Genomic DNA, 13,520 nt, shown 5'->3' with positions numbered 1-13,520 from the left:
TTCGAAACCTGACGTTTGGCGGCAGCGTCGTCAGCCCGTAAGGCCCGCCGCCGCACCCAGCGCGGCCAAACCGGCCGCCCATGCCTGCGCCAAGGGTGTTGCGTCTGTCATGACGCCTTGTTGCCGCAAGGCCGCGCCATAGGCCGCGTCGGGCCCCACGATCCGCACGCTCTGGCCCAGCCAATAGGGCCGCATCGACGCCAGCTCGGCGCCCAAGAGATGCCCGGCCAACGCCGCCTCCGCGCCGCTCAGATCCGCGGCGTAAATCTGCGCGGCCAGCCGTTCGGGGCGCGAGAGCGTATCGTTCAGCGCCGCCTCATCAATCGCGGCGTCCAGCCGGGCGCCCAGAGCCGCGGCGATCCGCCCCGTCGCGGCCCCTTGAAAACTGACGATCTCGCGCGCGCTGACATGCACCCAATGCGTGATCCCGTCGCCCCCCGCCGCGCCGTCCGGCAGCAAGGCAATGCCCTCCCAGTCAGGCTGATCCGCCATGACCCCGGCGATCAAGATACGCGCCCGGGACGGCAGATGCGCGGCCGGAGACATCTGCCGCAGCGCGCCCAAAACACCGCCCGAATGGCCAAGCGTCGCAGCAGGCGGAGGGCTTTGCGATGCCTCGTCCAGCCGGATCAGCCGCGAGGGCGCAATGCCGCATTCCTCCCGGGCTTCGGCCAGCGATGAAAACGCGCGGTTCGTCGCCGCGCCTGCCAGCAGCTGGTGCAGCGTCACGCGGCGCTCATCGCTCAGAACCCCCCAAGGCGCTGTCATCAGCCCTTGCCGCCTTGGGCAGCCATCTGCGCCACCACGGCGCGCATGTCATATCCAGCGTCGGCAGCGGCACCGATGATCTCATTCTCCGGCATCTGGCCGATCTGGTGAATGCTCCACATCATCGTGCAGCGTGTGCCGCTGCGGCAATAGGCCAGGACCGGCGCGGGCAACTCGGCCAGTGCGGCCTTGAAATCGGCCATATCGGCGGCGCTCAGCCCGCCCGAAACGATCGGCACATCGGCAAAGTCGAGCCCCGCCTGCCGTGCCGCCGCCTCGATGGCGGCATGGTCCGGCTGCCCGGCCTCCTCGCCATCGGGACGGTTGCACATGATCGAGCGGAAGCCCGCCGCCTTGATGCCGGGCACGTCATCCGGTTCGATCTGGGGCGAAACGCTGAAGGTGTCGGAAATCCTGCGCAGGTCCATGAGCCGCTCCTTGGGTAAATGTCGGCGCCAATATGCAGGCAAAGACGGCCCGGTATCAATGGCCTGCGCCGGCATCACCCCGGCCCCTCATCTAATTCACGACACGCCTTAACCCGCCGTTAAACAGTTTCGGCAATCCTGCCTGTCATGAGCGGTTATTCCCATTTCAGCGAGGCGGCGCTGCCCCTCTTTTGCGGTGACGAGACGGTGGTCGCGGCCCGAACCCCCGGCGCGGCGCAGCCGTCCTATATCCGCGATCATCGCGCCCGCCTGCGCAGCCGCTTCATGCAGGGCGGTGCCGGCCCCATGCCGGATTACGAGTTGCTGGAGCTGGTGCTTTTCCGCGCCATTCCGCGGCGCGACGTCAAGCCGCTGGCGCGGGCGCTTTTGGATCGGTTCGGCGATTTCAACGGCGTCATATCCGCTTCTGCCCATCAGCTGCAGAAGATATCCGGCATCGGTGATGCTGTGATCGTGGAGCTGAAGATCGTCGAGGCGGCCAGCCAGCGGCTGGCGCGCGCCCGCGTCATGCAGCGGCAGGTCATTTCATCCTGGGACGCGCTGCTGGATTACTGCCACACCACGATGGCCCACCGCGACACCGAACAGTTCCGCCTGTTTTTCCTCGATACCAAGAACGTGCTGATCGCCGACGAGGAACAGGCCAGCGGCACCGTCGATCACGTCCCGGTATATCCCCGCGAGGTGGTCAAACGCGCGCTGGAACTGAATGCCTCCGCGCTGATCCTTGTGCACAACCACCCGTCCGGTGATCCGACACCTTCGGATGCGGATATCGTGATGACGCAAAAGATCAAGGATGCCGCGGCAATCATGGGGATCACGCTGCATGATCACCTGATCATCGGCAAATCATGCGAACTCAGCTTTCGCAGCGAAGGATATCTTTGAGCGGCTGGTGACCCCGGCAGGATTCGAACCTGCAACCTGCCCCTTAGGAGGGGGCTGCTCTATCCAGTTGAGCCACGGGGCCGTGGGCGTCTGAATAGCGCGGCAGGTTCGGTTTGTCATGCCGGAATCCACTCGCGCGCCGCGCTTGATCACGGCGCGATGTTCGCGATAACATCGCGCAAACCGATCGGGGTATTGATGTGACCGCAGACCAGAACCGCCCGCTGACCCTTCGGGACGTGTCCGAAGCGTCCGGCGTCTCCGAAATGACCGTCAGCCGCGTCCTGCGCAACCGCGGCGACGTGTCGGACAGCACAAGGCAGCGCGTGCTGGCCAGTGCCAAGGCGCTGGGATACGTGCCCAACAAGATCGCCGGCGCCCTGGCGTCGAACCGGGTCAATCTGGTTGCGGTGATCATCCCCTCGATGTCCAACATGGTCTTTCCTGAGGTGATGACCGGCATCACCGACGTGCTGGAAGAAACCGAGCTGCAGCCTGTCATGGGGCTCACCGACTATACGCGCGAAAAGGAAGAGAAGGTCCTTTACGAGATGCTGTCATGGCGCCCCTCGGGCGTCATCATCGCGGGGCTGGAACATTCCGAAGCGTCGCGCGCGATGTTGCGCGCATCCGGGATCCCGGTGGTCGAGATCATGGATGTCGACGGCACGCCTGTCGATTCGGTCGTGGGCATCTCTCACCGCCGCGCGGGCGAGCAGATGGGGCGCGCGATCCTCAAGGGGGGATATCGGCGAATCGGCTTCATGGGCACGACGATGCCGCGCGATCACCGGGCGCGCAAACGCTATGAGGGGCTGACCAATGTTCTGGCCAAGGCCGGTGTCGAGATTGCCGAGCGCGAGTTTTATTCGGGCGGCTCGGCGCTGGTCAAAGGGCGGGAGATGACGCAGGCGATGATGGAGCGGGATCCGGAGCTGGATTTCCTTTATTATTCCAATGACATGATTGGCGCGGGCGGACTGCTTTGGTTGCTTGAGCATGGCTATGACATCCCGAACCGGATCGGCCTGGCGGGGTTCAACGGGCTGAACATGCTGAAGGGTCTGCCGCGCGAATTGGCCACGATGGATGCCTGCCGCCACGAGATCGGGCGGCGCGCGGCACAGATCATCGCGGACCGTGTGCAGCCGGGCGCGGATCAGGCGCCGCAGCATATCGCGCTGGAGCCGACGATCAGCTACGGCGATACGCTGCGTCGGCCGTGACGCATCATTTGAGCAGCATCCAAATCCCCATCACCAGCATCATCACGTTTTCAGTGAGCGATACGAATCCCAGCGGCACATTGCTGTCGCCGCCCGCGCAGGCACATTTCAGCTCGCGTTTATCGATATAGACCGCCTTGATGACCGACACCGCACCGATGCCCCCGATGAATATGGCGACGGGCGACGCGATCCAGATCAACGCGCCCGACAGCATCAGAATGCCCGCCAGCGCCTCGCCGAAGGGATACAGATACGCATAGCGGACCCAGCGCCGGGCCAGCAGGTCATAGTTCAGGAACATCGTGGAGAAGCTGCGAACGTCCTGCAATTTCTGGATCGCAAGGACGGTCATCGACAATGCGATGAACCATTCAAGCGTCCTGATCGACAGAACCGTTCCAAAGGTGGCCCATGACAGCGCCAAGGCCATCAGCGCGGTAGTGCTGAAGATGGCGATAATGGGCACATAGCTGGTCTCGCCTTCTTCGCGGACGTGCTGGCCAAAGAATTCGCGCAGCTCGTCATGGCCACCGATCCGCTTACCGTCGATATATGTCTGCGGCGTGGTGTCGACGCCTTCTTTCGCCATGAACGCGTCGGTTTCCTCGCGCGTCTCCAGCCAATGATCCTCCACCTCGTAGCCCTCGCGTTCCAGCAGGTCCTTGGATTTCAGACCGAACGGGCAGAGGTGGCCAGGCATGACCATCCGGTAGAGCGTTGCTGTTTTCGGCATCTCAGTCTCCTCTCGCGTGTCAGTGCGGTTGGCCTGCGACGCGGTGCATCGGCCGCGCGTGAAGTGCTATGGCGACAAAACGAGCCTCCGGCGCTGGAAGGTTCCCGAAATCGCCTGAAATACGAAAAAACCCCGCTCGCCGGGGCGAGCGGGGTTTGAATCCGGGGGGCAGATCCGGCTTGGTTAGTGCTTTTTCCTACCCTTGATGGGCGCCCAGATGCGCTTGTTTGTCAGGTAGAGCAGGACCGAAAGCACGGTCAGGAACAACACGCCCGTCAGGCCGGCATATTTGCGGGCCATCAGCTTGGGCTCCGCGGTCCACATCAGGAATGCGGCCACGTCCTTGGCTTCCGCTTCGATCGTGGCTTCATGGCCGTCGTCATAGGTGACATCGTCCCCCCAGAGGGGTTGCGCCATCGAAATCCAGCTGCCGGGCACCGTGTGATTCCCGGCCTCGTCCTTGCACTCGTCGGGGAAACCGCCCGATGCGAAGGCCGAGTTATAGCTTCCGGGAAAATCCTCGGGCGCGCAATCGGGCGCGTCGTGGTAGCTGACCAGCAGGGTATAGATATACTCCGGGCCGCCGATCCCCTTGAGCAGCTGGTTGATGCCGGTGCCGTAGGGGCCGTGGAAGCCGGCCCGCTTTTTCGCCATGAGCGACAGGTCAGGCGCGGTTTCGAGGTTGGACATCGGAAAACGGTCCGATGCCTTCGCCTCGCGGAAATCGTCCAGCTCTTCGTCGAAGACCTCGAACTGGCTGGCATAGGCGCGCACCTGATCCTCCGGCAACTGCGGGCCGCCCTCGTCATGCAGGGTGCGCAGGGGCACATATTGCAGGCCGTGGCAGGCTGCGCAGATCTCGGTATACACTTTCAGGCCGCGCTGCAGTTGCAGCGTGTCGAACTTGCCGAACGGGCCCTCGAAGGAAAAATCGACATCCTCCATATGCACACCGGCACCGGCGGCATTGGCCACCTGCCCCGAAATCGCTGCGACCGAGAGTGCGGCGGCGACGGCCAGAGGCGCGCCAATTTTACTGAACATTGTTTTCATGTCCCCTCTCATTCGGCAGGTTTGACGATGGTATGCGTGCCACCGGTCTGCGCGTCGTAATGCGCATTGAAATCGTCCTCGATCGTCGCGGGCTGCGGCAGCGGCTTCTCGATCACGCCCAGAAGCGGCAGGATGATCAGGAAGTAGGCGAACCAATAGGCCGACGCGATCAGCGAGATGACCCCATAGATCCCTTCGGCCGGCATGGCCCCTGCCCACATCAGCACCATGAAATCCAGGCACAGCAGGCCGAACCACCACTTGAACATCGGGCGATACCGGCCCGACCGCACGCCTGATGTGTCCAGCCAGGGCGCCAGCGCCATGACCGCGATCGCGCCGAACATCGCCAGCACGCCAAAGAACTTGGCATCGATGATACCGCCGGTGATCCAGCTTGCCGCGATCACGACCCAGACATCGCCGGTAAAGGCACGCAGGATCGCGTAGAAGGGCAGGAAGTACCATTCAGGCACGATATGCGCGGGCGTCACGAGGGCATCCGCCTCGATATAGTTGTCGGGGTGGCCCAGATAGTTGGGCATGAAGCCGACGATGGCAAAGAAGACGGCCAGAATCACGGCCAGCGCGAACAGATCCTTCATCACGAAGTAGGGCCAGAAAGGCACGGTGTCCTTTTCCGCCTCGGCCTTCGAGGTGCGGCGCACTTCGACGCCGGTCGGGTTGTTGTTGCCCGTGCTGTGGAAGGCCCAGATATGGACCGCAACCAGCGCCGCGATGATGAAGGGCAGCAGATAATGCAGGCTGAAGAAGCGGTTCAGCGTGGCGTTGTCCACCGCAGGCCCGCCCAGCAGCCATGTCTGGATCGGCTCGCCGATGAAGGGAATCGCACCGAAGAGGCCGGTAATCACCGTGGCACCCCAGAACGACATCTGGCCCCAGGGCAGAACGTAGCCCATGAAGGCCGTTGCCATCATCGCAAGATAGATCAACATGCCGATGATCCACGTGATCTCGCGCGGGGCCTTGTAGGAGCCGTAATAGAGGCCGCGGAAAATGTGCAGATAGACGGCGACGAAGAACAGCGAGGCGCCGTTCATGTGCAGGTAGCGGATGAAATGCCCGCCATTCACGTTGCGCATGATGTGTTCGACCGATGCGAAGGCATAGTCGATATGCGGCGTATAATGCATCGCCAGAACGATGCCGGTGACGATCTGCAGCACAAGGCAGAAGGTCAGGACGATGCCCCAGATCCACATCCAGTTGAGGTTCTTGGGTGTCGGGAGCATCAATGTGTCATAAAGCAGCCCGACAATGGGCAGGCGGCGGTGAAGCCACTTTTCGCCCCGCGTGCCGGGTTCGTAATGATCGTGCGGAATACCAGCCATCTATTTTGTGTCCTTATCCCAATTTGATCGTTGATTCGTCGGCAAATTCTGCGATGGGAATCCACAGATTCTCGGGCGCGGGGCCTTTGCGGATACGTCCGGCGGTATCGTAATGCGAGCCGTGGCAGGGGCAGAACCATCCGCCGAACTCGCCCGCGCCGTCCCCGATGGGCACGCAGCCCAGATGGGTGCACACACCGATCATCACCAGCCATTCCTCGGCCGCGTCGCCCTCGGCGCCCGGCATGGCGATGGTGCGGTTCGCGTCCGTTGCGGGCTGCACGCCGTCAAGGTTGGGGTTCTGCGATGTCGGGTCGATCAGCGAATCGACGTTAACGTCACGCGCGGCCTCGATTTCGGCCTGGCTGCGGCGGCGGATAAAAACGGGCTTGCCCAGATACTTGACCGTGATCTGGGTGCCGACCTCGACGTCCGACACGTCAACCCGGATCGAGCTGAGCGCCTGCACGTCCGCCGACGGGTTCATCTGGTTGACCAGCGGCCAAACGGCTGCGCCGGTCGCGACGGCGCCAGCGCCGGCTGTGGCATAGTAGAGGAAGTCCCTCCGGGTGCCTTCGTGATCGTCTGCGTGGGACACGAGGTATACTCCATTGTCGAAGACCGCCTGCGGCGGCCCATGCGGTTTTCGGGCCGCAAGCCATGCCCGCGACTGTTCCGCTGTGGGTTTTAGCGAGGCTTGGCCAGCCCGTCCAGTGTCCAATGCCCCACACTTGCCGGGGGCGCGCATGTGTCGCGCTTGAGACAGGGCCATGGCCGGTGTATGACTGCGCGCAGATGTGGCGACGCCACGACCATCGTCCTGATGCCCAAACGGAAAGCCGCCCCGATGCTGAAATCACTCAAGACCGCGACCGCAGCGATGCTGCTGCTTGCCACGCCCGCCGCCGCCGAGCTGGAGCTCAGCCTTTATCTGGGCACACAGACCGCCAGCGACAGCGACGCGACAGGCTTCATGCCGAACGGCGGCGGCCCGATCAACCGCAATGTCGACTGGGAAGGCAAATCCTTTGACGCGCCCATTTACTACGGTGGCCGCGCGATCTGGTGGACCGCGAACAATCTCGGCTTCGGCATCGAGGGCACCCATACCAAGGCCTATGCCAGCACTGCGGACATGAGCGCGATGGGCTTTGACCGGCTGGAATTCACCGACGGGCACAACATCGTCACGGCCAACGTGATGAAACGGTTTCCGGGCGCCTTCAATGGCAGCAACTTCACGCCCTATGGCGGCGCGGGCATCGGTGTGGCCGTTCCCCATGTCGATATCCTGGCGAGCGGCGCGACGAACCGCACCTATGATTACGAGGTGACGGGGCTGGCCTTGCGCGGAATCGCGGGCATGAAATATTCGCTGACCGAAAACTGGGCGCTGTTCGGCGAGTATCAGATCACGTGGTCGGATAATGACGTGACGATCGACGGCGATCCCGGCGGCGCAAACGGCAAGCTGCGCACCGAGCTGGTCACGCATGCCGTCAACATCGGCGTCAGCTACAGCTTCTGATCTGCCTCCACCGCTATCGCGATGTCAAACCCGGCCTCATTCAGGCCGGGTTTTTTGCATGCTCTCGCGTTTGCAGAACACGTCCAGCCACGTGGCCAACTGTGGGCGCGCGGCGCGCCATTCACGGTGGCCGTGCCGGAACTCGATATAGCTGAGCGCGCAGGCGACCGAGATCTGGCCGATGTCCAGCGGCCCTGCCAGATGGCTCATCCAGCGGCCCTCCAGCGCGTCCATGGCGGCGGTGATCTTGGCCCATTGCGCGTCCATCCAGCCATCCCATTGCTTGTCGTCGGGGCGCATCCGCAGCTCGTAGATCATCGACACACCGGCATCCATGATCGCATCACCCGTCGCCTCCAGCGTCAGTGTCTCCCACTGGCGGGCCTTGGGATAAAGCGTGCCGCCGACCAGCGAATCGAGATATCGGCAGATCACCCGGCTGTCATAAAGCGTGCAGCCATCCTCCCGGATCAGCGACGGGATCTTGCCCAGCGGATTTGCAGCCACCACGCCCGGATCGCTTTTCAGCGGGGTTGTCGTGACGATCCTTTGCTCGATTCGGTCCGCCAGCTGCAGTTCGTGGATGACCGCGGCAACCTTGCGCGCAAAGGGCGATGTGGGGCCCATCAACAGTTTCATGCGGGTCCGCTCCTTTTCTGGCGCCTTTTGCGGCACCGTAAAAGCGCGCCCCGGCGCTGTCCAGAGCGGTCAGGCGCCGCGCATCAGCGCCGCGAGCAGCGCGGTTTCCTGGCCCATGCCATAGGCGTCCACGTTATCCGCAGCCGACAGGCGCGCCGCCTCCGGCTTGTTCTGGTTCAGCTTCCAGGTGCCGTGCACCTCGGTGATGGTCATCCGGCATGGCACGATCTGGCGCATCATCCGGTCGAGGGTATCGGGCGTCATCTTGGCGGCGGTCCACGGCGTCTTGGGCAGCAGCCTGTCCTCATGCGCGGCCGACTGGCGATCCAGCAGCGCGCGCAGCTCGGCCTCGGGGCGCAGGGTGATGTCGCCCACCAGATGCACGGCGACATAGTTCCACGTCGGCACCTGATCGGGCATCCCGTACCAATCGGGCGAGATATAGGAATGCGGCCCCTGCACCGCCAGCCGCGCAGGCGCCGCGCCAAGCCGCGCGATGGGGTTCGAGCGCACGAGGTGGAAATCGGCCACATCGCCCGCCTTATTCAGAACAAAGGGGACATGGCTGACCAGCGGCGCGCCCGCCGCGGCCACCGCCAGCATGCCAAAGCCCTGATGCCGCGCGAAGTCCAGATTGAAGGCGGCGGTTGCCACGCGATAGACGGGATTTGGATGCATCAGGCCGCGACCAGCTGCGCGCCGCGCGCGCCGGTGATATGCGCAGCCACGATCCGCCCTTCTGGGCGCGGCGCGTCAAAGGCAACCTCGGTGAATTGCTCGGTCCGGCCCATATGGGGGTTTTCCATCAGAACCGCGTGATCGCGCCCCACCTGCCCCGCCAGATGCCGCGCAACCTGCGCGTCGCCCGCGCGGCGCAACCGCGCCGCGCGCGCCTTGATGGCCGCGCCGTTCACCTGCGGCATCCGCGCGGCGGGCGTGCCGGGGCGCGGCGAGTAGGGAAAGACGTGCAGCCATGTCAGATCGCATTCGCGCACCAGCGCGAGGGAATTTTCGAAATGTGCCTCTGTCTCGGTCGGGAAACCGGCAATGATGTCGGCACCGAAGGTCATCTCGGGGCGCAGGCGCCGCGCCTCTTCGGCAAAGCGGATCGCATCGTCGCGCAAGTGGCGCCGCTTCATCCGCTTGAGAATCAGATCGTCGCCATGTTGCAGGCTCAGATGCAGATGCGGCATCAGCCGCGATTCGGTCGCGATGGCCTGCATCAGGTTCTCGTCCACCTCGATCGAATCGATCGAGCTGATTCGCAGGCGCGGCAGATCCGGGACCAGCCGCAAGATGCGCATGACCAGATCGCCGAGGCGCGGCCCGCCCGGCAAGTCCGCGCCCCATGAGGTCAGATCCACCCCGGTCAGCACCACCTCGTTATAGCCGCGCTGCACCAGCCGCTTGATCTGGTCCACCACGACGCCCGCCGGGACGCTGCGCGAATTGCCGCGACCGTAGGGGATAATGCAAAACGTGCAGCGATGATCGCAGCCGTTCTGCACCTGCACATAGGCGCGGCTGCGCGTGCCGAACCCGTCGATCAGATGGCCCGCGGTTTCGGTGACGGACATGATATCGTCGACCTGCACCGGCTCCGTCCCGAAATCGCCGGCAAGGCCGGACCACGTGCTGGCCTGCATCTTTTCGGTATTGCCGATGACGGCGTCGACCTCGGGCATGGCGGAAAATGTCGCAGGCTCGGTCTGGGCCGCGCAGCCGGTGACGATGATGCGCGCATCCGGGTTGTCGCGGCGCAGGCGGCGGATGTCTTGCCGGGCCTTGCGCACCGCCTCGGACGTCACGGCGCAGGTGTTGACGACAACGGCGCCCTCCAGCCCCGCCTCGGCGGCCAGTTCCTTCATCGCCTCGGTTTCATAGGCGTTGAGGCGGCAGCCATGGTTGGAGAAGATCGGCGCGCTCATTGCAAACTCTCCAGAAACTGCGCGGTCAGCGTGCCGCTGGCCACATGCATCGTCGGGCCGGTCATCCAGACGCCATCCTCGCGCCAGTCGACCATCAGCGTGCCGCCGTCCAGATCCACGCGCACGGCGCGCCCGGTCAGCCCCCGCCGGGCCGCCGCCACGGCGACCGCGCAGGAGGAGGACCCGGACGCAAGCGTCAGCCCCGCGCCCCGCTCCCACACGCGCATGCGGATGTGATCGGGGCCGATGATGCTGGCGATCTGCACATTCGTGCGCTCGGGGAACAGCGGATGATGCTCGTAGCGCGGGCCGAACTGGTCCAGCGGGATCGCCTCGGCGTCGGGGACGAAAAAGCTGCAATGCGGATTGCCCATGCCGGTGGCGACGGGCCCGCCCTCGATCGGCAATTCCAGCGTATCCATCGCCTCGGCCAGCGGGATCTCCTGCCAGTCCAGCTGCGGCGCGCCCATGTTGACGGATGTCAACCCGCCCCCCGCATCACGCGCATGAAGATCGACGCGCGCGGTGGTCAGATGCACGGCGCCCGCGCCGCTTTCGTCCATCAGGTATCGCGCGATGCAGCGCGTGGCGTTGCCGCAGGCGCCCGCAACGCTGCCGTCAGTGTTCCAGAACGCCAGATGCGCGTCCCCGGCGCCTGCCGTGATGACCGCCAGTTGGTCAAACCCGATGCCACGCCGCCGATCGCCCAGGGCGCGCGCCAGCTCGGCAGTGACAGCCAGATCCCGGTCGCGCGCGTCCAGCACGACAAAGTCGTTGCCAAGGCCATGCATCTTCATGAAGGCCAGATCGGAGGGTGCGTGCGGTGCCATGCGGCGGCGTATAAACCTCTGTCTGAAAGGAATCCAGCGATTGCGCAGCTTTGGCGTCCGAATTGGGGTTGACCCCCGGGACGTGTCTTTCTAATTACGCCACCTAGTGGGCCGTTAGCTCAGTTGGTAGAGCAACTGACTTTTAATCAGTGGGTCGCAGGTTCGAATCCTGCACGGCTCACCACTGATACAAATTGTGATGCGTCACAGGAGTCTGCCACAAGTGGCAGGCTTTTCGCCGCAATGGTCAGCAAGAGTTTCCACAAGCATGCGCACCCAAGTTGCTGCGCAATTTGTATCTCACTACCATTTTCCTGGCTCAGGGTGTCGTGGTCTTTCAACGTCTCAACATCAGTCGACGTAGGTCGACTCAATGAAGTTCTGACGGCCTTCATATACCTTCCCTAGCACATCCTTGAGTCCGGAAGGGCGTTTGGAGAGATTGATGACGAGAGTGTCCATGGCGCGGGTCAAAGGGATCATGGTCACTGCGCTGCAAACGCGGCGGCCAGACCCTCCGGGGTATCGAACAGCCCGCCAAGTTCTTGAGGCGCGTCCAACCATTGCTGGTACTTGTCGTCAAAGAAATCGTCGAAAGCATAGTTGATGACGGTCCAGCCTTCGATTCCGCGGCAAGAGTCGTACTGCACGATTCGCAGCGCATCACGCTGTTCGCTTCGGTGAGGATGGACGGATCTCCCTCCTCCGCGAATCCTTCAACCCTCTCGTGATGACCGCCGCCGGCACCTTTGGCCGAGATGGTGGACCCCGGGCAGCACCCCTTGCCGATTTGGAAACGGATCGGACGGCCTGGGCGTGCGACTTCTTCGCCGTGGTGGACTCGCTCGACGCCGCGCGCATGACGCCACGCTTCGGTTCGGCAAAGGGGAGACCACACGGGGCACTGTCGGTGCCTGATCGACCATGCGAGGGTGTTACCTCCTCCATCCTCCTCCTCATCAACTTAGCATGAAGCTGTATGTAGAAGGTGTATGTGATAGATGATGATAGAGATGAACCCTAGGGTGAACCTTAACGGGAACCTTTAAGGGAGGCCTTATGGTTCACCTTAACATGTAACCTTACATAACCTTCCATTCGCACCTATCCTAAGGTGTGGGTTAATCGGAAATCCCTGTGTGTGTTAATTGATTTTGTTGTGAGTTATCAAGGCACTGCCTCAAATCTGCCCCTCGGTGCCCAAGCGGGCCGATCTGGGCCAGCCAAGCGGGGCCTTTCGGTCGTCTTTCAGGTGCCCGTTCGGTTCTCCGGGGGGCGCTGGCGTTGTAGCTGGCAGGGGTTCCGCCGCCGCCGCCGCCGCTGGTCGGCATGATAGCGCCTGCTTTCCCAAGGGTGTGGTTTTTTCTGGAAGGCCCGTAGAGCGCGGGGAAGCGCCTCACAGCGCCTGTAAGGCCTCGTCCGCACCCCACCCCCTAGTCTAAAGAGCCTTTCGGCCCTGTACGGTGCTCTTAAGGCGCTCTGTTTAGGTGTCAGAGAGTTACTGATGGTGAGCACCTATCCCTCAGCAGCACCCATATTAGTCAATAGTGCTGACCTTTATCCAGCTTCAGCCTCCATCCTTGCGGATAGCGGGCAGCACGGTTCCGGTGACCCAGTCTTGGAACTCCTTGGCCTGCGACTTGTTGGACCGCATGGTCAGGCGGTAGAGACCCTGCTCATTGATAGTCACCAGCGGCTTACCGGGCTGTAACCCACAGTACATCCGTTGTACGGTGCTGCGCTCATCCGCTGCCAGCTTCTGATACGCGGTGCGGGAAGTGACCCCAATCGCCTTACACACATCCACGGCCAAGAACCACGGCTCGCCGTCGATCAGGATTGTTCGCAGTTCAATGTTGTGGAACTTGAAGGTGGAAATTTCAGGGGTTGTGCTGGTGTTCCCGCCAGCGGGATTGTCTCGTTAATGCAATGAAAACAATATGTTGCCAGGCTTTCAATGCCCACCTAGTGTCCCCTCAGACACCCCAGAAAGGACCGAACACATGACACTGACACTGAAGAGCAGCTTTGCCTTCGCCCGCATGAGAACGGCGGTGCGAAAGTCGGCCGCGGTAGCGGCGGGATGAGCCTGCTGCGGGCGGCGTAAAAGTCGTCCACCT

At 63.1% G+C, this 13,520-nt stretch carries 15 protein-coding genes and 2 tRNA genes; 4 read left to right on the top strand and 13 right to left on the bottom strand.

Features of this window, described 5'->3' with window-relative positions; translation table 11 throughout:
* Positions 1-30 precede the first annotated feature (30 nt).
* Both DC366_RS09845 and DC366_RS09840 read right to left on the bottom strand, forming a co-directional pair.
* Positions 31-768 (bottom strand): 2-dehydro-3-deoxygalactonokinase, encoded by a 738-nt coding sequence (locus tag DC366_RS09845; RefSeq protein ID WP_108692051.1) that lies wholly within the window; start codon positions 766-768, stop codon positions 31-33.
* Positions 768-1,196 carry a protein tyrosine phosphatase family protein gene (locus DC366_RS09840; protein WP_108692050.1) on the bottom strand — a complete coding sequence of 143 codons (429 nt, stop codon included), beginning with the start codon at positions 1,194-1,196 and terminating at the stop codon, positions 768-770. Before DC366_RS09840 ends, DC366_RS09845 begins: the two co-directional genes overlap by 1 nt.
* Before the next feature lie 147 nt (positions 1,197-1,343).
* Here DC366_RS09840 and radC point away from each other — a divergent pair, with 147 nt between their 5' ends.
* Positions 1,344-2,108, top strand: a complete 765-nt coding sequence (gene radC / locus DC366_RS09835) for a RadC family protein (protein WP_108692049.1) — start codon at positions 1,344-1,346, stop codon at positions 2,106-2,108.
* Positions 2,109-2,113: 5 nt separating this feature from the next.
* On the opposite strand, the gene DC366_RS09830 is transcribed toward radC, so the two are convergent.
* Positions 2,114-2,190 (bottom strand) — tRNA-Arg (locus DC366_RS09830).
* 118 nt (positions 2,191-2,308) lie between these two features.
* Here DC366_RS09830 and DC366_RS09825 point away from each other — a divergent pair.
* Positions 2,309-3,334 (top strand): LacI family DNA-binding transcriptional regulator, encoded by a 1,026-nt coding sequence (locus DC366_RS09825; RefSeq protein WP_108692048.1) that lies wholly within the window; start codon positions 2,309-2,311, stop codon positions 3,332-3,334.
* A gap of 4 nt (positions 3,335-3,338) precedes the next feature.
* Here the strand turns inward: DC366_RS09825 and DC366_RS09820 are convergent, their stop codons facing one another.
* The 4 genes from DC366_RS09820 to petA form a co-directional block, all read right to left on the bottom strand.
* Positions 3,339-4,070 (bottom strand): MauE/DoxX family redox-associated membrane protein, encoded by a 732-nt coding sequence (locus tag DC366_RS09820; protein ID WP_108692047.1) that lies wholly within the window; start codon positions 4,068-4,070, stop codon positions 3,339-3,341.
* Positions 4,071-4,253: 183 nt separating this feature from the next.
* Positions 4,254-5,114: a cytochrome c1 gene (locus tag DC366_RS09815; protein WP_243405106.1), complete on the bottom strand. Its 861-nt coding sequence runs from the start codon at positions 5,112-5,114 to the stop codon at positions 4,254-4,256.
* 17 nt (positions 5,115-5,131) lie between these two features.
* A complete protein-coding gene (gene petB / locus DC366_RS09810) occupies positions 5,132-6,475 on the bottom strand; it encodes a cytochrome b (protein ID WP_108692045.1) in 1,344 nt (447 codons plus the stop codon).
* Positions 6,476-6,488: 13 nt separating this feature from the next.
* A complete protein-coding gene (petA, locus tag DC366_RS09805) occupies positions 6,489-7,073 on the bottom strand; it encodes a ubiquinol-cytochrome c reductase iron-sulfur subunit (protein ID WP_108692044.1) in 585 nt (194 codons plus the stop codon).
* Between the two features lie 249 nt (positions 7,074-7,322).
* On the opposite strand from petA, the gene DC366_RS09800 reads away from it, so the two are divergent.
* Entirely contained in the window at positions 7,323-8,003 is a 681-nt protein-coding gene (locus DC366_RS09800; protein ID WP_108692284.1) for an outer membrane protein, read from the top strand.
* Between the two features lie 36 nt (positions 8,004-8,039).
* Here the strand turns inward: DC366_RS09800 and DC366_RS09795 are convergent, their stop codons facing one another.
* The 4 genes from DC366_RS09795 to dapF all read right to left on the bottom strand — a co-directional run bounded on the left by DC366_RS09795 (position 8,040) and on the right by dapF (position 11,400).
* Positions 8,040-8,642 (bottom strand): glutathione S-transferase, encoded by a 603-nt coding sequence (locus DC366_RS09795; protein ID WP_108692283.1) that lies wholly within the window; start codon positions 8,640-8,642, stop codon positions 8,040-8,042.
* 69 nt (positions 8,643-8,711) lie between these two features.
* Positions 8,712-9,320, bottom strand: coding sequence for an FMN-binding negative transcriptional regulator (locus DC366_RS09790; RefSeq protein ID WP_108692043.1), 609 nt, complete (start codon positions 9,318-9,320; stop codon positions 8,712-8,714).
* Positions 9,320-10,570: a tRNA (N(6)-L-threonylcarbamoyladenosine(37)-C(2))-methylthiotransferase MtaB gene (gene mtaB / locus DC366_RS09785; protein ID WP_108692042.1), complete on the bottom strand. Its 1,251-nt coding sequence runs from the start codon at positions 10,568-10,570 to the stop codon at positions 9,320-9,322. Before mtaB ends, DC366_RS09790 begins: the two co-directional genes overlap by 1 nt.
* Positions 10,567-11,400, bottom strand: coding sequence for a diaminopimelate epimerase (gene dapF, locus DC366_RS09780; RefSeq protein WP_108692041.1), 834 nt, complete (start codon positions 11,398-11,400; stop codon positions 10,567-10,569). Before dapF ends, mtaB begins: the two co-directional genes overlap by 4 nt.
* Before the next feature lie 108 nt (positions 11,401-11,508).
* On the opposite strand from dapF, the gene DC366_RS09775 reads away from it, so the two are divergent.
* Positions 11,509-11,584, top strand: a tRNA-Lys gene (locus tag DC366_RS09775).
* A 301-nt stretch (positions 11,585-11,885) separates the two neighbouring features.
* Here DC366_RS09775 and DC366_RS19870 read toward each other — a convergent pair.
* Positions 11,886-12,050, bottom strand: a complete 165-nt coding sequence (locus tag DC366_RS19870; protein ID WP_165802883.1) for a hypothetical protein — start codon at positions 12,048-12,050, stop codon at positions 11,886-11,888.
* 917 nt (positions 12,051-12,967) lie between these two features.
* Entirely contained in the window at positions 12,968-13,240 is a 273-nt protein-coding gene (locus DC366_RS09770) for a BRO-N domain-containing protein (RefSeq protein WP_279305760.1), read from the bottom strand.
* Positions 13,241-13,520: the final 280 nt, after the last annotated feature.

Origin of the sequence: Pelagivirga sediminicola (genome assembly GCF_003072125.1) — a bacterium.
GTDB lineage: Bacteria > Pseudomonadota > Alphaproteobacteria > Rhodobacterales > Rhodobacteraceae > Roseovarius > Roseovarius sediminicola.
This window is presented reverse-complemented; position numbering and strand designations above follow the sequence as displayed.

What these genes read in the sequence shown, in the direction of transcription:
- DC366_RS09845 (WP_108692051.1), bottom strand. Translation starts at nt 768, where the DNA reads ATGACAGCGCCTTGGGGGGTTCTGAGCGATGAGCGCCGCGTGACGCTG.
- DC366_RS09840 (WP_108692050.1), bottom strand. Translation starts at nt 1,196, where the DNA reads ATGGACCTGCGCAGGATTTCCGACACCTTCAGCGTTTCGCCCCAGATC.
- radC (WP_108692049.1), top strand. Translation starts at nt 1,344, where the DNA reads ATGAGCGGTTATTCCCATTTCAGCGAGGCGGCGCTGCCCCTCTTTTGC.
- DC366_RS09820 (WP_108692047.1), bottom strand. Translation starts at nt 4,070, where the DNA reads ATGCCGAAAACAGCAACGCTCTACCGGATGGTCATGCCTGGCCACCTC.
- DC366_RS09815 (WP_243405106.1), bottom strand. Translation starts at nt 5,114, where the DNA reads ATGTTCAGTAAAATTGGCGCGCCTCTGGCCGTCGCCGCCGCACTCTCG.
- petB (WP_108692045.1), bottom strand. Translation starts at nt 6,475, where the DNA reads ATGGCTGGTATTCCGCACGATCATTACGAACCCGGCACGCGGGGCGAA.
- DC366_RS09800 (WP_108692284.1), top strand. Translation starts at nt 7,323, where the DNA reads ATGCTGAAATCACTCAAGACCGCGACCGCAGCGATGCTGCTGCTTGCC.
- DC366_RS09795 (WP_108692283.1), bottom strand. Translation starts at nt 8,642, where the DNA reads ATGAAACTGTTGATGGGCCCCACATCGCCCTTTGCGCGCAAGGTTGCC.
- DC366_RS09790 (WP_108692043.1), bottom strand. Translation starts at nt 9,320, where the DNA reads ATGCATCCAAATCCCGTCTATCGCGTGGCAACCGCCGCCTTCAATCTG.
- mtaB (WP_108692042.1), bottom strand. Translation starts at nt 10,570, where the DNA reads ATGAGCGCGCCGATCTTCTCCAACCATGGCTGCCGCCTCAACGCCTAT.
- dapF (WP_108692041.1), bottom strand. Translation starts at nt 11,400, where the DNA reads ATGGCACCGCACGCACCCTCCGATCTGGCCTTCATGAAGATGCATGGC.